This is a genomic window from Pseudomonas sp. L5B5 (assembly GCF_020520285.1).
GTDB lineage: Bacteria > Pseudomonadota > Gammaproteobacteria > Pseudomonadales > Pseudomonadaceae > Aquipseudomonas.
Window position 1 is genome coordinate 4863382 of the sequence record NZ_CP084742.1, and the last position, 19689, is coordinate 4883070.

Annotated in this window: 20 protein-coding genes; 15 read left to right on the forward strand and 5 right to left on the reverse strand. The window is 63.4% G+C overall.

Translation table 11 applies throughout. The annotated features are described in order from the left end of the window. The first annotated feature begins 28 nt into the window (after nt 1–28). From LGQ10_RS22190 to LGQ10_RS22255, 14 genes are all read left to right on the forward strand, one after another. Nucleotides 29–1090, forward strand: a complete 1062-nt coding sequence (locus LGQ10_RS22190) for an ABC transporter substrate-binding protein (protein WP_226523215.1) — start codon at nt 29–31, stop codon at nt 1088–1090. A 142-nt stretch (nt 1091–1232) separates the two neighbouring features. Further along, on the forward strand, nt 1233–2480 hold the full coding sequence (locus LGQ10_RS22195) for an ABC transporter permease (RefSeq protein ID WP_226523216.1): 1248 nt from the start codon (nt 1233–1235) through the stop codon (nt 2478–2480). Between the two features lie 13 nt (nt 2481–2493). Beyond that, nucleotides 2494–3318: an ABC transporter permease gene (locus tag LGQ10_RS22200; protein WP_226523217.1), complete on the forward strand. Its 825-nt coding sequence runs from the start codon at nt 2494–2496 to the stop codon at nt 3316–3318. Nucleotides 3319–3419: 101 nt separating this feature from the next. Beyond that, entirely contained in the window at nt 3420–4793 is a 1374-nt protein-coding gene (locus tag LGQ10_RS22205; protein WP_226523218.1) for a sigma-54 interaction domain-containing protein, read from the forward strand. 198 nt (nt 4794–4991) lie between these two features. Next, complete coding sequence (locus tag LGQ10_RS22210) at nt 4992–6140, forward strand: iron-containing alcohol dehydrogenase (protein WP_226523219.1); 1149 nt, start codon at nt 4992–4994, stop codon at nt 6138–6140. Nucleotides 6141–6213: 73 nt separating this feature from the next. Then, nucleotides 6214–7656 carry a hypothetical protein gene (locus LGQ10_RS22215; protein WP_058435560.1) on the forward strand — a complete coding sequence of 481 codons (1443 nt, stop codon included), beginning with the start codon at nt 6214–6216 and terminating at the stop codon, nt 7654–7656. 117 nt (nt 7657–7773) lie between these two features. Then, complete coding sequence (locus tag LGQ10_RS22220; protein ID WP_058435561.1) at nt 7774–8922, forward strand: iron-containing alcohol dehydrogenase; 1149 nt, start codon at nt 7774–7776, stop codon at nt 8920–8922. 80 nt (nt 8923–9002) lie between these two features. Beyond that, complete coding sequence (gene rpe, locus LGQ10_RS22225) at nt 9003–9677, forward strand: ribulose-phosphate 3-epimerase (RefSeq protein ID WP_226523220.1); 675 nt, start codon at nt 9003–9005, stop codon at nt 9675–9677. Beyond that, on the forward strand, nt 9674–10492 hold the full coding sequence (locus LGQ10_RS22230) for a phosphoglycolate phosphatase (protein ID WP_058434058.1): 819 nt from the start codon (nt 9674–9676) through the stop codon (nt 10490–10492). The genes rpe and LGQ10_RS22230 overlap by 4 nt, the downstream gene beginning before the upstream one ends. A 71-nt stretch (nt 10493–10563) precedes the next feature. Then, nucleotides 10564–12051: an anthranilate synthase component I gene (trpE, locus tag LGQ10_RS22235; protein ID WP_226523221.1), complete on the forward strand. Its 1488-nt coding sequence runs from the start codon at nt 10564–10566 to the stop codon at nt 12049–12051. A 12-nt stretch (nt 12052–12063) separates the two neighbouring features. After that, the gene (locus tag LGQ10_RS22240) at nt 12064–12657 is read left to right on the forward strand and encodes an aminodeoxychorismate/anthranilate synthase component II (protein ID WP_058434059.1); all 594 of its coding nucleotides are present in this window, start codon (nt 12064–12066) and stop codon (nt 12655–12657) included. A 9-nt stretch (nt 12658–12666) separates the two neighbouring features. Beyond that, on the forward strand, nt 12667–13716 hold the full coding sequence (trpD, locus tag LGQ10_RS22245) for an anthranilate phosphoribosyltransferase (protein WP_058434060.1): 1050 nt from the start codon (nt 12667–12669) through the stop codon (nt 13714–13716). Beyond that, nucleotides 13713–14549, forward strand: a complete 837-nt coding sequence (gene trpC, locus LGQ10_RS22250; protein ID WP_226523222.1) for an indole-3-glycerol phosphate synthase TrpC — start codon at nt 13713–13715, stop codon at nt 14547–14549. The genes trpD and trpC overlap by 4 nt, the downstream gene beginning before the upstream one ends. Before the next feature lie 68 nt (nt 14550–14617). Continuing rightward, nucleotides 14618–15319: a biotin/lipoate A/B protein ligase family protein gene (locus tag LGQ10_RS22255; protein ID WP_058434062.1), complete on the forward strand. Its 702-nt coding sequence runs from the start codon at nt 14618–14620 to the stop codon at nt 15317–15319. Here LGQ10_RS22255 and crp read toward each other — a convergent pair. After that, on the reverse strand, nt 15316–15960 hold the full coding sequence (crp, locus tag LGQ10_RS22260) for a cAMP-activated global transcriptional regulator CRP (protein WP_226523223.1): 645 nt from the start codon (nt 15958–15960) through the stop codon (nt 15316–15318). The genes LGQ10_RS22255 and crp overlap by 4 nt on opposite strands. A 239-nt stretch (nt 15961–16199) precedes the next feature. On the opposite strand from crp, the gene LGQ10_RS22265 reads away from it, so the two are divergent. Beyond that, nucleotides 16200–16622 carry an OsmC family protein gene (locus LGQ10_RS22265; protein WP_058434063.1) on the forward strand — a complete coding sequence of 141 codons (423 nt, stop codon included), beginning with the start codon at nt 16200–16202 and terminating at the stop codon, nt 16620–16622. Between the two features lie 71 nt (nt 16623–16693). On the opposite strand, the gene coq7 is transcribed toward LGQ10_RS22265, so the two are convergent. From coq7 to LGQ10_RS22285, 4 genes are all read right to left on the reverse strand, one after another. Further along, nucleotides 16694–17341, reverse strand: coding sequence for a 2-polyprenyl-3-methyl-6-methoxy-1,4-benzoquinone monooxygenase (coq7, locus tag LGQ10_RS22270; protein WP_058434064.1), 648 nt, complete (start codon nt 17339–17341; stop codon nt 16694–16696). A gap of 118 nt (nt 17342–17459) precedes the next feature. Beyond that, nucleotides 17460–17798: a histidine triad nucleotide-binding protein gene (locus tag LGQ10_RS22275; RefSeq protein ID WP_058434065.1), complete on the reverse strand. Its 339-nt coding sequence runs from the start codon at nt 17796–17798 to the stop codon at nt 17460–17462. Nucleotides 17799–17873: 75 nt separating this feature from the next. Then, nucleotides 17874–18662 (reverse strand): SDR family NAD(P)-dependent oxidoreductase, encoded by a 789-nt coding sequence (locus LGQ10_RS22280; RefSeq protein ID WP_058434066.1) that lies wholly within the window; start codon nt 18660–18662, stop codon nt 17874–17876. A gap of 60 nt (nt 18663–18722) precedes the next feature. Beyond that, nucleotides 18723–19667: a DUF805 domain-containing protein gene (locus LGQ10_RS22285; protein ID WP_226523224.1), complete on the reverse strand. Its 945-nt coding sequence runs from the start codon at nt 19665–19667 to the stop codon at nt 18723–18725. Nucleotides 19668–19689: the final 22 nt, after the last annotated feature.

The following is a 19689-nucleotide window of genomic DNA, read 5'->3' on the forward strand; positions in this document are numbered from 1 at the left end:
ACCAACCTGCACGTGGAGAAAACAATAAATGTCGAGATCCCTGAAACTCACAGCCCCCATCAGCGCTGTCGCTGTGGCCCTGGGCATGCTGGGAGCGGCGCACGCTCTGGCGGCCGGACCTGACCTGACCGTGGTGTCCTTTGGCGGCGCGAACAAGGCCGCCCAGGTCAAGGCCTTCTATACCCCGTGGGAAACAGCGGGCAACGGCAAGATCGTCGCCGGTGAGTACAACGGCGAGATGGCCAAGATCAAGGCCATGGTCGATACCAAGAGCGTGTCCTGGGACCTGGTAGAGGTCGAATCCCCTGAACTGTCCCGCGGTTGTGATGAAGACATGTTCGAGCAACTCGACCCGGCGCTGTTCGGCAAGGGCGAAGACTACGTCAAGGGCGCCATCCAGCCGTGCGGTGTAGGTTTCTTCGTCTGGTCCACCGTGCTGGCCTATAACGCCGACAAGCTCAAGGCGCCACCAGGCAGCTGGGCCGACTTCTGGGACACCAAGAAATTCCCGGGCAAGCGAGGCCTGCGCAAGGGCGCCAAGTACACCCTGGAGTTCGCCCTGATGGCCGACGGTGTCGCGCCCAAGGATGTGTACAAGGTGCTGGCGGGCAAGGATGGCCAGGACCGCGCCTTCAAGAAACTCGATGAGCTCAAGCCCAGCATTCAATGGTGGGAAGCCGGCGCCCAGCCGCCGCAGTACCTGGCTTCGGGCGATGTGGTCATGAGCTCGGCCTACAACGGCCGGATCGCCGCCGTGCAGAAGGAAAGCAACCTGAAGGTGGTATGGAGCGGCGGCATCTACGACTTCGATGCCTGGGCCATTCCCAAGGGGCTGGACAAGGCCCGTGCCGAAGCTGCGAAGAAGTTCATCGCCTACTCGGTGCAGCCACAACAGCAGAAGACCTACTCGGAAAACATCGCCTACGGTCCCGCCAATACCCAGGCCGTGCCGCTGCTGGCCAAGGACATCCTCAAGGACATGCCTACCACCCCGGAGAACATTGCCAACCAGGTGCAGATCGACGTCAGCTTCTGGGCTGACAACGGCGAGCAACTGGAACAGCGTTTCAACGCCTGGGCAGCCAAGTAACCACCCCTGCCGTTGTAGGAGCGAGCTTGCTCGCGAAGGCGTCATCAGCGGCACCATCGGTGCTGGCTGATGCGCCTGGCGCGCGGCCAAGCCCGCTCCTGCCGGTGGTGTGCATTCGAAAGTTCGATTCGCGGAGTTTGTCATGACCATCACCGTTCCCCTGAACGCGGTCACCGGCCCGACCCTGAAGCAGCGGCTGGCCCGTGCCGAGCGGGTCAACCGCTGGAAGGCCCAGGCCCTGATCGCACCCCTGGTGCTATTCCTGCTGCTGGTGTTCCTGGTCCCGATCGTGGCCCTTCTGTACAAGAGCGTCGGCAACCCGGAGGTGGTCGGTGGCATGCCACGCACGGTGACGGCCGTCAGTAGCTGGGATGGTCGCGGGCTGCCCGCCGAGGCGGCCTACAAGGCCTTGAGCGAAGACCTGGCCGATGCGCGCAAGAACCAGACCCTGGGCGACCTTTCCAAGCGCCTGAACATGGAGCTGGCCGGCTATCGCAGCCTGCTGACCAAGACCGCCCGAGCCTTGCCATTCAAGGCCGAGCCTGAATCCTATAAAGAAGCCATGGAGGGCCTGGACGAGCGCTGGGGCGACCCGGCCTACTGGCAGGCCATCCGGCGCAATACCAGCAACCTGACCCCCTACTACCTGCTGGCGGCGGTAGACCACCGGATCGACGACTTGGGCGAACTGGCCCCGGCCACCCCGGACCAGTCCATCTACCTGGACATCTTCGCCCGTACCTTCTGGATGGGCCTGGTGATCACGGCTATCTGCCTGGCGCTGGCCTATCCCCTGGCGTACCTGCTGGCCAACCTGCCGGCGCGCAAGAGCAACCTGCTGATGATCCTGGTGCTGCTGCCGTTCTGGACCTCGATCCTGGTGCGGGTGGCGGCGTGGATCGTGCTGTTGCAGTCTGGTGGGCTGATCAACAGCACGCTGCTGGCCATGGGGGTGATCGACAAGCCCCTGGAGCTGGTGTTCAACCGCACCGGGGTCTACATCTCCATGGTGCACATCCTGCTGCCGTTCATGATCCTGCCGATCTACAGCGTGATGAAAGGCATTTCGCCGACCTACATGCGTGCGGCGATTTCCCTGGGTTGCCATCCGTTCGCCAGCTTCTGGCGCGTGTATTTCCCGCAGACCTATGCCGGTGTCGGCGCCGGTTGCCTGCTGGTGTTCATCCTGGCGATTGGTTACTACATCACCCCGGCGTTGCTGGGCAGCCCGAACGACCAGATGGTCAGCTACTTCGTCGCCTTCTACACCAACACCAGTATCAACTGGGGCATGGCCACGGCCCTGGGCGGCCTGCTGTTGCTGGCGACCATCGTGCTGTATCTGATCTACAGCTGGCTGGTGGGCGCCAGCCGCCTGCGCCTGAGCTAAGGAGAGAATCGAAATGCTGAGCCCCTACATGTCGCCCGTCGAGCGGGTCTGGTTCTACAGCCTGCGGATTCTCTGCGGCCTGATCCTGTTGTTCCTGGTGTTGCCGGTACTGGTGATCATCCCGTTGTCGTTCAACTCCGGCAGTTTCCTGGTGTACCCGCTGCAAGGCTTCTCCTTGCACTGGTACCAGGACTTCTTCGCCTCCGCCGAGTGGATGCGCGCCCTGAAGAACAGCGTCATCGTGGCGCCGGCCGCGACCTTGCTGGCCATGGTCTTCGGCACCCTGGCGGCCATCGGTCTGACCCGTGGCGAGTTTCCCGGCAAGGCGCTGGTCATGGCCCTGGTGATTTCACCGATGGTGGTGCCGGTGGTGATCATCGGTGTGGCCAGCTACCTGTTCTTCGCCCCGTTGGGCATGGGCAACAGCTTCTTCTCGCTGATCATCGTGCATGCGGTGCTGGGCGTGCCCTTCGTGATCATCACCGTGTCGGCGACCCTGCAGGGTTTCAATCACAACCTGGTACGGGCCGCGGCCAGCCTCGGCGCCTCGCCGCTGACGGCCTTTCGCCGGGTGACCCTGCCGCTGATCGCCCCTGGCGTCATCAGTGGGGCGTTGTTCGCCTTCGCCACCTCGTTCGATGAGGTGGTGGTGACCCTGTTTCTCGCCGGCCCGGAGCAGGCCACCTTGCCGCGGCAGATGTTCAGCGGCATCCGCGAGAACCTCAGCCCGACCATCGCTGCCGCGGCCACGCTGCTGATCGCCTTCTCGGTGATCCTGCTGCTGACCCTGGAATGGCTGCGCGGGCGCAGCGAGAAACTGCGCACCGCTCAGGTCTGACCTCTCGGGCGACCTTGTACCAAGGTCTGGGTCGCCCCATCCCCTCTGGTGGTCGTTCACCCGTAAACTGCCGGCTTCCCATGCTGAATGTGGAGTTGCGGGTGAACCTCAACGATGCCAGTTTCGAAGAGCTGCTCAATGCGCTGCATGACGGCGTCTATATCACCGATGGCCAGGGCCAGACCCTCAAGGTCAACCAGGCCTACGAGCGCCTCACCGGCCTGAACGGTGGCGAGCTGCTGGGGCGGCCGATGCAGGAGCTGGTCAAGAGCGGGGTGATTTCCCAGTCCGCTTCGCTGCGTGTCCTGCAGGACGGCCGGCCCGTGTCGGTGATGCAGAGCCTCAGCCACGGCAAGAAGCTGCTGGTCAGCGCCACGCCGATCCTCGCGGCCGACCAGAGCATTCGCTATGTGGTCAGCACCGTGCGCGACATGACCGAGCTGCTGCGGATCAAGCGCGAACGCGACGAGCTGCAACAGCTCAAGCAACTACGCACCAGCACCGCGCGACTGCATGCCGGCCAGCGCGACGACCTTCTGCAATCCCCGCTGATGGCCGACCAGGAGGTTTCCGGGCGGGTGTTCGCCCAGGCCCGGCAGGTGGCCGACTGCGACGTGAAGGTGCTGCTGCAGGGCGAGACCGGCGTCGGCAAGACCCTGGTGGCGCAGTTCATCCATAACGCCAGCGCGCGCGCCCGGGAGCCGTTTCTGGCTCTCAACTGCGGGGCGCTGCCGGAGAACCTGATCGAGGCCGAGCTGTTCGGTTATGCCCCGGGGGCCTTCACCGGCGCCGGCAGCAAGGGCAAGCGCGGGCTGCTGGAACTGGCCCACAACGGTACGCTGTTTCTCGACGAGATCGGCGACCTGCCCCTGGCGGTACAGGTCAAGCTGCTCAAGGTCATCGAAGAGAACCGCTTCATTCCGGTGGGCGGCCTGGAGCTCAAGGAGGTGGATGTGCGCATCATCAGCGCCACCCATCACGACCTCAAGCAGCGAGTGGCCGAGGGCAAGTTCCGCGCCGACCTGTATTACCGCCTGAATGTGGTGCCCATTGCGATTCCGGCCCTGCGCGAGCGCAGCGAGGAAATCGGCCCCTTGCTGGAGTACTACCTCGAGCACTTCAACCAGCGCTATCAGCGTCGGGTGCGATGGAGCCTGGAGGCCCTGGAGCTGCTTGGGGAGTACGCGTGGCCGGGGAACATCCGCGAGCTGATCAACGTGGTGGAGCGCCTGGTGGTGACCTGCACCGGGCAGGTGATCGAGGCCCTGGACCTGCCGGAAGACCTGATAGAGCAACAGGCACGCAACACCGACGACAGCCGCCTGCCGCTGCGCAAGGTGCTGGAGAACGCCGAGCGCCAGGCGATTCGCGCAGCCCTGCAACTGCACAAGACCACTCGCCTGGCCGCCAAGGCGCTGGGGGTGAGCCAGGCCACGGTGGTGCAGAAGATGAAACGCTGGGAACACTCTGATTAGGATTCTGATCGGAGGCCTCGCCAGCGATCAGCAATTCAATCGCGGCTGCCCGGTCATCCCTCCTGGATTTCCTGCCAGGGCCTTGTAGATCAAGGCTTTTGGCATCTTGGCACAGCTTTCGCTCTACAGCTTTCGAGCCCATTGAAGAGAGGCCGCCTGGCGGCGCTCTTGCCACAACAATTAAACAAGGCCGAGCTGATGAGTATTTCTGCATTCAAGATTGCCAACAAACTGATTACCGGCCAGGGCGCCATCGAGCAACTGGACGCCGAGCTGGCGCGCCTGCAGATCAGTAATCCGCTGATCGTCACCGATGCGATCCTGGTCAAGTCCGGCACCGTCGATCTGGCCCTGGCCCATCTGGGCGGGCGGGCCTACCGGATCTTCGACGAGGTCCAGCCAGAGCCGGAAATCGCCATTGTCCAGGCCTGCACCCAGGCTTACCGGACCGGCGAGCACGATGGCCTGATCGGCCTGGGCGGCGGCAGTGCCATCGACATCGCCAAGGCGGTGGCGGCGTTCGCCGGCCATGAAGGCGCCCTGGAGGAGCTGTTCGGGGTGGATCAGGTGCAGCGCAAGGGCCCGCCGCTGATCGCCATTCCCACTACCGCCGGCACCGGTTCGGAGGTGACCAATGTGGCGATCCTCTCGGACAAGGTGGCTCAGCTGAAGAAGGGCATCGTCAGCGATTACCTGCTGCCGGACGTGGCGCTGGTGAGCCCGGTGATGACCTTGACCTGCCCGCGCGGCGTCACCGCTGCCAGCGGCGTCGATGCCCTGGTGCACGCGGTGGAATCCTACCTGTCGCTCAATGGTTCACCGATCACCGATTCCCTGGCCCTGGGGGCGATCCGCCTGATCGTCAAGGCGCTGCCCAAGGCCTACGCCAACCCGGCCAACCTGCAGGCCCGGGAAGACATGGCCACCGCCAGCCTGATGGCCGGCATGGCCTTCGGCAATGCCGGGGTCGGCGCGGTGCATGCCCTGGCCTATCCCCTGGGCGGGCGCTTCAACATCGCTCACGGGGTGAGCAATGCGCTGCTGCTGCCTTACGTCATGGCCTGGAACAAGATGGCCTGTGTCGAGCGCTTTCGCGATATCGCCCAGGCCATGGATGTGCCGGTGACCGGGCTCAGTGATGGGCAAGCGGCGGAGCAGGCGGTGCAGGCCATGGCCGCGCTGTGCGCCGTCGTGGACATTCCCACGGGCATGCGCAGCTTTGGTGTGCCCGAGGACGCGATCCCGGCCATGGCCGTGGAGGCCGCAGGTATCCAGCGGTTGATGCGCAACAACCCGCGCCAGCTGAGCCCCGGCGATATCGAGCAGATCTACCGGGCCGCCTATTGATCGATCCTTGCCCGTGCCAGCTGGCGCGGGCCGCTTTACACCGCCACCAATACCAATAAGACAGGTGCAGTTGATGCCAACGCCTCCCGACACTCGGCACGAAACGCCGTACATCGCCCTTGGCCCGTTCAAGGTGCGTTTGCCCTTTATCCACTACAAATTCGAGCTGCCGGACTACCTGCAAGGCTTGTTGATGTGCGCCGTCGACCTGGCGGCCATTCCGCTGATGACCGAGTTCCTCGGCATGCCCTTCGAGATGGCCCTGGCCGTGGTCATGCTCAACGGCTTGCTGTACCTGGCCCACCACTTGCTGGGCGACCCCGTGGTACCTGGCTGGATCACCCCGGCGGTGCCGCTGCTGATGGCCTATTGCGCGCAGTTTCCGGTAGGGCCGGAGCGGGTCCACGCGCTGATTGCCTTCCAGCTGATGCTTGGGGTGTTCTCCATCGCCCTGGGCGCCACCGGGATGGCGCGCAAGGTGGTGGGCTTCGTGCCCTCGGCGATCAAGTCGGGCGTCATCGTCGGCGCCGGGCTCAGCGCGGTGACCGCGGTGTTCCAGGTGGGTGGCAAGTTCGACAGCTTCCCCTGGACCATTTCCATTGCCATCGGCATTGCCTTCTACCTGATCTTTTCCCAGCACTTTGCCCAGCTCAAGTTGCGCAATCGTTTCTGGTGGAACTTCGCCAAGCTGGGCATCCTGCCGATCATCCTGCTGGCGGTGGTGCTGGCGCCGCTGTTCGGCGAAGCGCCGTGGCCGACGATCCAGTGGGGCCTGAGCCAGCCGGACTTCGTCGGCCTGTGGAACAACTACACGGTGTTCGGCCTGGGCATGCCGCCGCTGTCGATGTTCATCAGCGCGCTGCCCACCATGCTTGCGGTGTACATCATCGTCTTCGGCGACGTGCTCAGTGCCAAGGTGCTGCTGGATGAAGCCGGGCAAATCCGCACCGACGAGAAGGTCGACTACGACCCGGACCGCTCGCACCTGATCTTCGGCGGGCGCAATGCCTTCATGAGTATCTTCGGCCCGGACATCGCCATGTGCGGCCCGAAGTGGGCAGCGATGCTGGTGGTGATCATCGAGCGTTTCAAGGGCGGACCCAAGGCCATGAAGTCGATCTACGGCGGCATGGGCTCGTTCCGCTGGGGCACCAACACCGGCCTGCTGCTGTTGCCGGTGGTGACCCTGGTACAGCCGATCCTGGGGGTGGCGCTGGCGCTGACCCTGCTGATCCAGGGGTATGTCAGCGTGCGCCTGGGCATCCTCGAGGCCCGCAGCCAGCGTGACCTGGGGATCGCCGGGGTGATCGGCGCGGTGCTGGCGATCAAGGGCGCCAGTTGGGGGTTCGCCATCGGCGTGGTGCTGTGCCTGCTGATCTACGGCAAGAACTTCTTCAAGGGCGAGAACGACAATACCTTCACCAAGGACCTGGACAGCCCTGACGCCCCGGCGCCAGGGGCCCGGCCGGAACCCGGGGTGAAGGCTCATGCAGTGGCGAAGAGCGAGGCAGCTTGAGGTCGTACCGGCCTGCTGCGGGTCGTGGTGATGCCGATCGCGCATCACCACGGCCCGGTTCTGCAATCCCCAGCTACGCTTGTGTCGGCTCCCATCTCTATATAAGAGGCTGCGCACATGAGTATTTCCTCTTTCAAGATCGCCCACAAACTGCTCTCCGGCAGTACCGCCATCGAGCAGTTGGCTGCCGAGTTGACCCGCCTGGATGTGGACAACCCGCTGATCGTCACCGATGCCGCGCTGGTCGAGTCCGGCACCGTGGCACTGGCGCTGGCGCATCTGGGGGAGCGTGACTACGAGATCTTCGACCGGGTGCGCCCGGACCCGGAAATTGCCATTGTCGAAGACTGCATGCAGGTCTATCGCGAGGGCGGGCATGATGGCCTGATCGGCCTGGGCGGCGGCAGCGCCATCGATATCGCCAAGAGCGTTGCGGCCTATGCCGGTTACCACGGCGCCCTGGAGGATCTGTTCGGCGTTGACCTGGTGCCGCGCAAGGGCCCGCCGCTGATCGCCATTCCCACCACCGCCGGCACCGGCTCGGAAGTGACCAACGTGGCGATCCTCTCGGACAAGGCCGCGCAACTGAAGAAGGGCATCGTCAGCGACTACCTGCTGCCGGACGTGGCGCTGGTCAGCCCGCAGATGACCCTGACCTGCCCGCGCAGCGTCACGGCCGCCAGCGGTGTCGATGCCCTGGTGCATGCAGTCGAAGCTTATCTGTCGCTCAATGCCTCACCCGTCACCGACTCCCTGGCCATAGGGGCCATCCGCCTGATCGTCAGGGCCCTGCCCAAGGCCTTTGCCAACCCGGCCAACCTGCAGGCCCGCGAGGACATGGCCACGGCCAGCCTGATGGCCGGCATGGCTTTCGGTAACGCCGGCGTGGGGGCGGTGCATGCCCTGGCCTATCCGCTGGGTGGGCGCTTCCACATGTCCCATGGCGTGAGCAACGCCTTGCTGCTGCCCTATGTCATGACCTGGAACAAGATGGCCTGTGTCGAGCGTATGCAGGACATCGCCGCCGCCATGGGGGTGCGTACGGCGCGCTTGAGTGCCAGCGAAGCGGCGGACCAGGCCGTCGAGGCCATGGCGGCATTGTGTGCCGCGGTGGAAATCCCCAGTGGCCTGCGCAGCTTCGGGGTGCCGGAGGACGCGATTCCGGCCATGGCCCGGGAAGCGGCCGGCATCGAGCGGCTGATGCGCAACAATCCTCGCCGGCTGAGTTGCGCCGATATCGAGAAGATCTATCGGGCGGCCTACTGATCATTGCGGTGACGGTGTGCGCTCCAAAGCATGAGGTATACAATGCGCGCCATCGTGATTCCGCTCATAAAAGGTGCGTTATGCAGCCCTTCGCTATTGCTCCGTCGATTCTTTCCGCCGACTTCGCCCGCCTGGGCGAGGAAGTGGACAACGTCCTGGCCGCCGGCGCCGATATCGTCCACTTCGATGTCATGGACAACCACTATGTGCCGAACCTGACCATCGGCCCGATGGTGTGTGCCGCACTGCGCAAGTACGGGGTTACCGCGCCGATCGACGCGCACCTGATGGTGACGCCGGTGGATCGCATCATCGGTGACTTCATCGAGGCGGGCGCTACCTATATCACCTTCCACCCGGAAGCCACGCTGCATGTGGACCGCTCCCTGCAACTGATCCGCGAAGGGGGTTGCAAGGCCGGCCTGGTGTTCAACCCGGCAGCTTCGCTGGATGCGCTCAAGTACGTGATGGACAAGGTCGACATGGTCCTGCTGATGAGCGTCAACCCGGGATTCGGCGGCCAGAAGTTCATTCCCAGCGTTCTCGACAAACTGCGTGAGGCGCGGGCATTGATCGACGCCTCCGGTCGGGATATCCGCCTGGAAATCGACGGCGGCGTGAATGTGGGCAACATCCGCGAGATCGCTGAGGCCGGAGCGGACACCTTCGTTGCCGGCTCGGCGATCTTCAATGCACCCAACTATCAGGAAGTGATCGAGAAAATGCGCGCAGAGCTGGCGCTGGCTCGACCATGAGTGCGTTCGAGCAGCTGTTCTCGGGCAACCTGCCGCGGCTGGTGATGTTCGACCTGGATGGCACCCTGGTCGACTCGGTGCCAGACCTGGCCGCTGCCGTGGACCAGATGCTGCTCAAGCTGGGCCGTCCGCCCGCAGGCCTCGAGGCGGTGCGCCTGTGGGTCGGCAATGGTGCGCCGATGCTGGTGCGCCGGGCCCTGGCCAATAGCCTGGATCCCCAGGACATCGACGACGGCGAGGTCGAGTACGCCCTGGAGCTGTTCAATGCGGCCTATGAGGGCAATCACGAGCTGACCGTGGTCTATCCCGGCGTGCGCGAGACCCTCAAGTGGCTGTACAAGCAAGGTGTGGAACTGGCCCTGATCACCAACAAGCCCGAGCGCTTCGTCGCTCCCTTGCTGGACCAGATGCGCATCGGTCGCTATTTTCGCTGGATCATCGGCGGCGATACCCTGCCGCAGAAGAAGCCCGACCCGGCGGCGCTGTTTTTCGTGATGAAAATGGCCAGTATTCCGGCCTCGCAATCGCTGTTCGTCGGCGACTCGCGCAGCGATGTCCTGGCGGCTCGGGCGGCGGGAGTCAAGTGCGTGGCCTTGAGCTACGGCTACAACCATGGCCGGCCGATTGCCGAGGAGTCGCCTGCCCTGGTGATCGACGACTTGCGGGCGCTGATCCCCGGTTGCTTAGAACCTGCCGCTGAGATAACGTTGCCCGACGCTGTTCCATCCCCTTCTGGAAACTCCATCGTGGTGGTCACTCGCAAACTCTGGATGAAAGTCATCAAGGCCTTGGCCCGCTGGCGTTGGCGCGCCTGATTTTTGTCTGGCCGGCCCTGCCGGCTCGTTTGCATACCTGACTGTTAGACCCTCAAGCCACGAGGCATCCCATGATTCGCGAAGAATTCCTGCGCCTGGCCGCAGCTGGTTACAACCGTATCCCGCTGGCCTGCGAAACCATTGCCGACTTCGATACCCCGCTGTCGATCTACCTGAAACTGGCCGACCAGCCCAACTCCTACCTCCTGGAGTCGGTGCAGGGCGGCGAGAAATGGGGACGTTATTCGATCATCGGTCTGCCGTGCCGCACCGTATTGCGGGTGCGCGGCTACCAGGCCAGCGTGACCCATGACGGCGAGGAGATCGAAACCTGCGAAGTGGCCGATCCGCTGGCCTTCGTCGAGGAGTTCAAGGCGCGCTACAACGTACCGACCATTGCCGGCCTGCCGCGTTTCAACGGCGGCCTGGTGGGCTACTTCGGTTATGACTGCGTGCGTTATGTGGAACCACGCCTGGGCCAGTGCCCGAATCCGGACCCGATAGGCGTGCCGGATATCCTGCTGATGGTTTCCGATGCGGTGGTGGTATTCGACAACCTGGCAGGCAAGATGCACGCGATCGTGCTGGCCGACCCGAGCCAGGACAACGCCTACGAGGCTGGCCAGGCGCGCTTGCAAGCGTTGCTCCAGCAACTGCGTCAGCCCATTACCCCCCGTTGCGGGCTGGACCTGGACCGGCCACCGGCTGCCGATCCGGTGTTCCGCTCCAGCTTCACCCAGGGTGACTATGAGCGGGCGGTGGAGACCATCAAGGAGTACATCCTGGCCGGCGACTGCATGCAGGTCGTGCCGTCCCAGCGCATGTCCATCGACTTCCAGGCGGCGCCCATCGATCTGTACCGGGCGCTGCGCTGCTTCAACCCGACCCCCTACATGTACTTCTTCAACTTCGGTGATTTCCATGTGGTGGGCAGCTCGCCAGAGGTGCTGGTGCGGGTCGAGGACAACCTCATTACCGTGCGGCCGATCGCGGGCACCCGTCCACGGGGCGCCACCGAGGACGCCGACCTGGCCCTGGAGCAGGACCTGCTGTCGGATGCCAAGGAAATTGCCGAACACTTGATGCTGATCGACCTGGGGCGCAACGACACTGGGCGGGTCTCGGAAATCGGCTCGGTGAAGCTCACCGAGAAGATGGTCATCGAGCGTTATTCCAACGTGATGCACATCGTGTCCAACGTCACCGGTCAATTGAAGGAAGGCCTGACGGCGATGGATGCGCTGCGAGCGATCCTGCCGGCCGGCACCTTGTCCGGCGCACCGAAGATCCGCGCCATGGAAATCATCGACGAACTGGAGCCGGTCAAGCGTGGAATCTATGGCGGCGCCGTGGGTTACTTCGCCTGGAACGGCAACATGGACACCGCGATCGCCATCCGCACGGCGGTGATCAAGGATGGCGAGCTGCATGTCCAGGCCGGCGGAGGCATCGTCGCCGACTCGGTACCGACCCTGGAGTGGGAAGAGACGCTGAACAAGCGTCGTGCAATGTTCCGTGCCGTGGCACTGGCTGAACAACCCCCCGCATCCAAGGCTTGAGGAGTTTCCACTATGTTGCTGATGATCGATAACTACGACTCCTTTACCTATAACGTCGTGCAGTACCTGGGTGAGCTGGGTGCCGAGGTGAAGGTGGTGCGCAATGATGAGTTGACCGTGGCCCAGATCGAAGCGCTCAAGCCCGAGCGCATCGTGGTCTCGCCCGGACCCTGCACGCCAACCGAGGCCGGTGTTTCTCTCGAGGCGATCAAGCATTTCGCCGGCAAGCTGCCGATCCTGGGCGTCTGCCTGGGCCACCAGTCCATCGGCCAGGCCTTTGGCGGCCAGGTGGTGCGGGCCCGCCAGGTGATGCACGGCAAGACCAGCCCGGTGTTTCATCGCGACCAGGGTGTGTTCAGCGGCCTGAACATGCCGCTGACCGTGACGCGCTACCACTCGCTGGTGGTCAAGCACGAAACCTTGCCCGAGTGCCTCGAGGTCACCGCCTGGACCCAGCTGGACGACGGCTCCGTTGACGAGATCATGGGGCTGCGCCACAAGACTTTGAACATCGAGGGTGTGCAATTTCACCCCGAATCCATCCTCACCGAGCAGGGCCACGAGCTGTTCGCCAACTTCCTCAAACAGAGCGGCGGCACGCGCTAAGGACTTTTCATGGATATCAAGACTGCCCTGAGCCGGATTGTCGGCCACCTGGACCTGAGCACCGATGAAATGCGCTCGGTGATGCGCGAAATCATGACCGGCCAATGCACCGATGCGCAGATTGGCGCCTTCATGATGGCCATGCGCATGAAAAGTGAAAGCATCGACGAGATCGTCGGTGCGGTGTCGGTGATGCGCGAGCTGGCGGACAAGGTCGAGCTCAAGACCCTCGACGGTGTGGTGGATGTGGTCGGCACCGGTGGTGATGGCGCCAACATCTTCAACGTGTCCACCGCTTCCGCCTTTGTGGTCGCCGCTGCCGGCTGCACCGTGGCCAAGCACGGCAACCGCGCGGTGTCCGGCAAGAGCGGCAGCGCCGATCTGCTGGAGGCGGCCGGGGTCTACCTGAACCTGACGCCGGTGCAGGTGGCGCGTTGCATCGATAACGTCGGCATCGGTTTCATGTTCTCCCAATCCCACCATGGCGCCATGAAGTATGCGGCGGGTCCTCGCCGCGATCTGGGGCTGCGCACGCTGTTCAACATGCTCGGCCCGCTTACGAATCCGGCCGGCGTCAAGCACCAGGTGGTGGGTGTGTTCACCCAGGCCCTGTGCCGGCCATTGGTCGAAGTCCTGCAGCGCCTGGGCAGCAAGCACGTGCTGGTGGTGCACTCCCAGGATGGCCTGGACGAGTTCAGCCTGGCAGCACCGACCTTTGTTGCGGAGCTCAAGAACGACCAGATCACCGAGTACTGGGTGCAGCCCGAGGACCTGGGCATGAAGAGCCAGAGCCTGTTCGGGCTGGTGGTGGAAAGCCCGGCGGCGTCCCTGGAACTGATCCGTGATGCCCTGGGGCGACGCAAGACCGAACATGGCCAGAAAGCCGCCGAAATGATCGTGCTCAATGCGGGCGCCGCCCTGTATGCCGCCGATCACGCCAGCAGCCTCAAAGAAGGGGTGGCCCTGGCCCACGACGCCTTGCACACCGGGCTGGCCCGGGAGAAGCTCGAGGAGTTGGGAGCCTTTACCGCGGTGTTCAAGCAGGAGAATGAAGGATGAGTGTGCCGACAGTTCTGGAAAAGATCCTCGCCCGCAAGGTCGAGGAGGTTGCCGAGCGCAGTGCGCGCGTCACCCTGGCCGAGCTGGAAAGCCTGGCGCGGGCGGCCGACGCTCCGCGCGGGTTCGCCAGGGCCTTGCAGGACCAGGTCAAGCTCAAGCATCCGGCGGTGATCGCCGAGATCAAGAAGGCCTCGCCGAGCAAGGGCGTGATCCGCGAAGATTTCGTTCCTGCCGATATCGCCAAGAGTTATGAGAAAGGCGGCGCCACCTGCCTGTCGGTACTCACCGATGTTGATTTTTTCCAGGGTGCCGATCTCTATCTGCAGCAGGCACGTGCAGCTTGCAAGCTGCCGGTGATCCGCAAGGATTTCATGATCGACCCGTACCAGATCGTCGAGGCACGCGCCCTGAGCGCCGACTGTGTGCTGCTGATCGTTGCCGCGCTGGACGACGGCCGGATGGCGGAACTGGCATCGGTGGCCAAGGGCGTCGGCCTGGATGTTCTGGTGGAAGTGCACGATGGCGATGAGCTGGAGCGGGCCCTGAAGACTCTCGACACACCGCTGGTTGGGGTCAACAACCGCAACCTGCATACTTTCGAGGTCGATCTTGAGACCACTCTCGACCTGCTGCCGCGTATTCCTCGCGATCGCCTGGTGATCACCGAAAGTGGCATCTTCAACCGCGCCGATGTCGAGCTCATGGAAATCAGCGACGTCTATTCGTTTCTGGTGGGCGAGGCCTTCATGCGGGCCGAGAATCCGGGCACCGAACTGCAGCGCCTGTTCTTCCCCGAACGCGGTTTGCCAGTCACGGGCTCGACCCTGGACTGAACCCGAGACGATGAAAAAGCCGGCGATGCCGGCTTTTTCATGACTACTGCCAAGGAATTGCCGCTGTCATGACCCAAACCCTTGCCCTTACCGTCGAAGACGGCCTGCAGGCCGAGCAGGACCTGCTGGCCCGCGTGTGTGCCGGTGATCAGGAATTTGGCTTGCTGTTCTGGCAGCCGAGCGACCAGGCGCTGGTGATGCCACGGCGGCTGAGTCGCCTGCCCGGCTTCGAGCAGGCCTGTCAGGTCTCGCACGCCCAGGGGTGGCCAGTGCTGCTGCGCGAAACCGGTGGCGAACCGGTGCCCCAGTCGGCGGCCACGGTGAACATCGCCCTGGTCTATGCGCCACCGCGTAGCGAAGGCGACCAGGGTCGGATAGAAACCGCCTATCGACGCCTGTGCCAGCCGATCTGCGATCTGCTCAGCGAGTTGGGTGGCAATCCTTCGTTGGGGGAGGTCGACGGGGCTTTCTGCGATGGACGTTTCAACGTCAATCTCGATGGCCGCAAGATGGTTGGCACGGCTCAGCGTTGGCGCCAGAGCAAGGGGGGGCAGCGGCCGGTGGGCCTGGTGCATGGGGCGTTGTTGCTGGATGACGAGCGCGAATCCATGGTGGGGGCGGTCAATCGCTTCAACCAGGCGTGCGGGTTGGAGCAGCGTTGCCGGGCCCAGAGTCATATTGCCCTGCATGAAGCATTCGCTGCCCCGGACGCCTTGGCGCGACTGGACAGCCTGTACCGGCAGATGCTCGGCAGCTTCCTGCCCGGCTAGCGGGTGCCGAAAACCACCATGGTCTTGCCCTTGACGTGCACCAGGTTGCGTTCTTCCAGGTCTTTGAGGACGCGACCGACCATTTCCCGGGAACAACCGACGATCCGTCCGATCTCCTGGCGGGTGATCTTGATCTGCATGCCATCCGGATGAGTCATGGCGTCTGGTTGCTTGCACAGCTCCAGCAGGCATCGGGCGACGCGCCCGGTCACGTCGAAGAAGGCCAGGTCGCCGACTTTGCGTGTGGTATTGCGCAGGCGCTGGGCGATCTGGCCGCTGAGCACATAGAGAATGTCCGGGTCGCCCTGGGACAGCTCGCGGAACTTGGTGTAGCTGATTTCGGCCACTTCGCATTCCACCTTGGCTCGCACCCAGGCGCTGCGCAGCTGTTCGTGTCCAGCGTCCTCGAATAGCCCCAGTTCACCGAAGAAGTCCCCCGAGTTGAGGTAGGCGATGATCATTTCGCGGCCATCATCGTCTTCGATGAGGATGGTCACCGAGCCCTTGATGATGAAATACAGGCTGTCGGCGTTATCGCCGGCGCAGATGATGTTGCTTTTGGCCTGGTACCTGCGGCGCTGACAGTGCATCAGCAGCTTGTCGAGGTGTTTCATCCTGGGCGTAGGGGTAATAGCAACCATGGGTGGATCCCGGAAAGACTGCACGGTATGGGGGTGGTGTTCTTATGGGGCGGAAAGCGTCGGCACGTAAAAGCTGGCGATGCGCCATTCATTTGGCGTCAGCTTAACAGACACATCCTAAGCAGATTTAAGAATTTTCCTACATGTAGCTCGCTTTTGGCATCAAGATGGAGCTCGCGGGCAGTGCAAAACCCTGTGCTAAGCTGGCGACCCTTTTTTAGAGCAGTGGAGTCTGGGCGATGAAGGCACGCATCCAATGGGCTGGCGAAGCCATGTTCCTCGGTGAGTCGGGCAGTGGCCACGTGGTAGTGATGGACGGCCCGCCTGAAGCCGGAGGGCGTAACCTGGGTGTTCGCCCCATGGAGATGCTTCTGCTTGGCGTAGGCGGTTGCAGTAACTTCGATGTGGTCAGCATCCTGAAGAAGTCCCGTCAGGCGGTCGAGAGCTGTGAAGCCTTCCTTGAGGCCGAACGCGCCACCGAGGACCCCAAGGTCTTTACCAAGATCCATCTGCATTTCGTGGTCAAGGGCCGGGGGCTGAAGGAGGCCCAGGTCAAGCGCGCCGTCGAGTTGTCCGCCGAGAAGTACTGCTCGGCCTCGATCATGCTCGGTGCCGCAGGCGTGGCGATCACCCATGATTACGAGATTGTCGAGCTGGGTTGAGCCTGCGCGGGGTTTCCCGGCAAAAGAAAGGGCGCTCCTGGAGCGCCCTTTCTGGTATCTGGCTGCGGGTTTCAGATCCGGTAGGTACTTTTGGTCATGACCTTGGCCAACAGGCTCATGCCGAACTTCACCGGTGCCGGGAAACGGAAGCCGCCAGCCTCCAGGGCGGTCTCGGCGTGGTGCTCTTCGTCGATGCGCATCTGCTCGAGGATCGCCCGGGACTTTTCGTCTTCAGGCGGCAGTTGTTCCAGGTGTTCGTTCAAGTGCTTGCACACCTGGTCCTCGGTGGCAGCGACGAATCCCAGGCTGACCTTGTCGCTGATCAGGCCGGCGGCGGCACCAATACCGAACGACAGGCCATAGAACAGTGGGTTGAGCACGCTGGGGTGACTGCCCAGTTGGCGGATGCGTTGTTCGCACCAGGCCAGGTGGTCGATTTCTTCCTCGGCTGCATGCTCCATGGCCTGGCGCACCTGGGGCAGCTTGGCGGTCAGGGCCTGACCCTGGTACAGCGCCTGGGCACAGACTTCACCGGTGTGGTTGATGCGCATCAGGCCGGCGACGTGCCGGGTGTCCTCGTCACTCATCTGCGCTTCCGGCTGCACGATGGCCGGTGAGGGGCGATAAGGTTGGCCGCTGAACGGCAGCAGCGTACGCATGGCCATGTCGGCTTGCAGCAGCAGGCGGTCAATCGGCGAGTAGTGACGTTGGGTAGTCATGCTTATCTCCGGGAAGAATCACGGCGGCCAGTTTACTCCAATCAATGTGGGGAAACCTGCGCTGGATCAGCGCACCTTCGCCCGGGGCGGGCGCAAGGGCGCTGGTAGAGGCGGGTAATCAGCCCGGAGGCCAGTTCATCTGCCGCTGACCCAGGACGTGCATATGAATGTGGTAGACGGTCTGGCCGCCCATTTCATTGCAGTTCATCACCACCCGGAAACCGTCCTCGCACCCTTGTTCCCTGGCCAGGCGTTGGGCAGTGAACAGGATGTGGCCAGCCAGCGCCTTGTCGTCCTCTGTGAGGTCGTTGAGGGTGGGGATGGGTTTCTTCGGAATCACCAGGAAATGCACCGGCGCCTGTGGGGCGATATCGTGAAAGGCCAGAACCTGGTCGTCTTCGTAGATGATCTTGGCGGGTATTTCTCTGTTGATGATCTTGGTGAACAGAGTATCCACAGCTGTTTCTCCATTGGGTTGGTCCGGGCTGAGTGTACTCAGGCGCAGGTCCTGCGCCCAGCCCCGGCAGGGTGTCTAGCGTGGGCAATAGGCCCGGTTGACGTAACCGACAATCTTGCGGGTCAGCCAGCGCGAGCTCAGGCGATTGCCCCGGGCCAGCCAGCGGTTCAGGCGCCCGGGAATGATGATGGCGCGGTTCTTTTCCAGAGCCCGGACCGTGTACAGCGCCACTTCCTCGGGGCTCATGAGCCATTTGCTGTCGTCGAGCTTGCGGGTATCCATCTGGGCGGTACGGAAGAACGCAGTGCGCGTTGGCCCGGGGCAAAGCACCGAGACCTTGACCGCACACTTCTTCAGTTCCTCGCGCAGTCCTTCGGAGAAATGCAGGACATAGGCCTTGCTGGCGTAGTAGGTGCTCATCCAGGGGCCGGGATGGAAGGCGGCCACCGAGGCGACGTTGAGGATCTGGCCGCCCCCCAGCAGCGCCATGCTGTTGCCCAGGGCGTGGCACAGGCGGGTGAGGGCGAGGATGTTGACCTCGATCAGGTCCTGCTCGGTCATCCAGTCCTGGGCCAGGAATGGTCCGCTGGTGCCGATGCCGGCGCAGTTGACTAACAGGTCGATCTGCCGGTCGCCTTCTTCCAGCTCTAGCAGGAAACCGGACAGCCTCAGGGGTTCGCCCAGGTCACAGGCGCGGAACAGGACCTCGACGCCAAAGCGCTGGGTCAGTTCCAGAGCGATACTTTCCAGCTGATCACGCTGGCGGGCCACCAGGAGCAGATTGCGGCCGCGCCGGGCCAGCGCTTCGGCCATGGCCAGGCCTATGCCGCTGGAAGCACCGGTGATCAGAGCGTAACGGGTCATGCATTTCTCCATCGCAACGGCCGCCGGCCTGCGACAGGGAGGGTCGCAGGCTCGGTGCGCTTATTCTTCCTCGGATTCTACAGTGGCCGCTGCATCGGCGGCCTCTGCAGCTTCGGTTGCCGCATCGGCAGCGCTGTCGGCTTCGTCACTGCTGGAGTCGTAGGTCTCGCTGTAGCTGGTTTCGCTGTAGCGCTCTTCCAGGGAGCTCAGGCCGCCGGCCACCATGCCGATGATGAGTGCAACCAGCAGGACCACCCACATCCAGGACAGGACCTTGACCGCGGTGGTATTGGGTGGCGGTGGAGCGCCATAGCGGTTGGCCACGTTGCTGCCGGGGCTGACCATCAATACCAGAGGGAAAATGCTGCCCACGATGGGGACGAAGTTCAGTAGCCACAGCCAACCGGACCAGCCCAGGTCATGCAGGCGTTGCACGCTGATCTGGATGCTGACGACGATGAAACCGATGAACACCACGGCGCCCGCGAGAATCCCCAGTCCCATGAGCAGCGTCGAGTTGAGCACTGCCGCAGAAATGGCGCCGAAGAGTGCGCCGACGCCGACTACCGCCAGCAGGGCCACGGTCAGGACCAGGGTCCAGGCCAGGTAGCGCAGGCGGCCGATACGGCCTTCGAAGCTAAAGACGTTGAGTGTTGCGAATTGAGGAACGCTCTCACCGACGGTGGCCTGGGGCGGTGCGTAGGGAGAGTCGGCGACACTGGCTGGACGAGGGGCGGCCGGGGCGACGGCTTCCAGGTTCAGTTCCAGGGTGGGCTCGGCTTCGATCCGGGCATCCAGTCCGGCGTTCTTCAGGGCTTCCAGGTAGCGTTGGGCATCGGCCTGGGGCAGGTCGCGCTTGAGCTCAACGGGTTGCCCACTGAACAGGCGTTCCACTGCTGCCGTATCGGTCTTGAACAGCTCTGCGAGGCTCAGTTGCGCCGTGGATTTTTCGACACCGGGCAGCAATGTGCCGTCGAAGACGATCTTGTAGCGGGTTTCGCTCATGGGGGCATCCCTGTCACTTGAA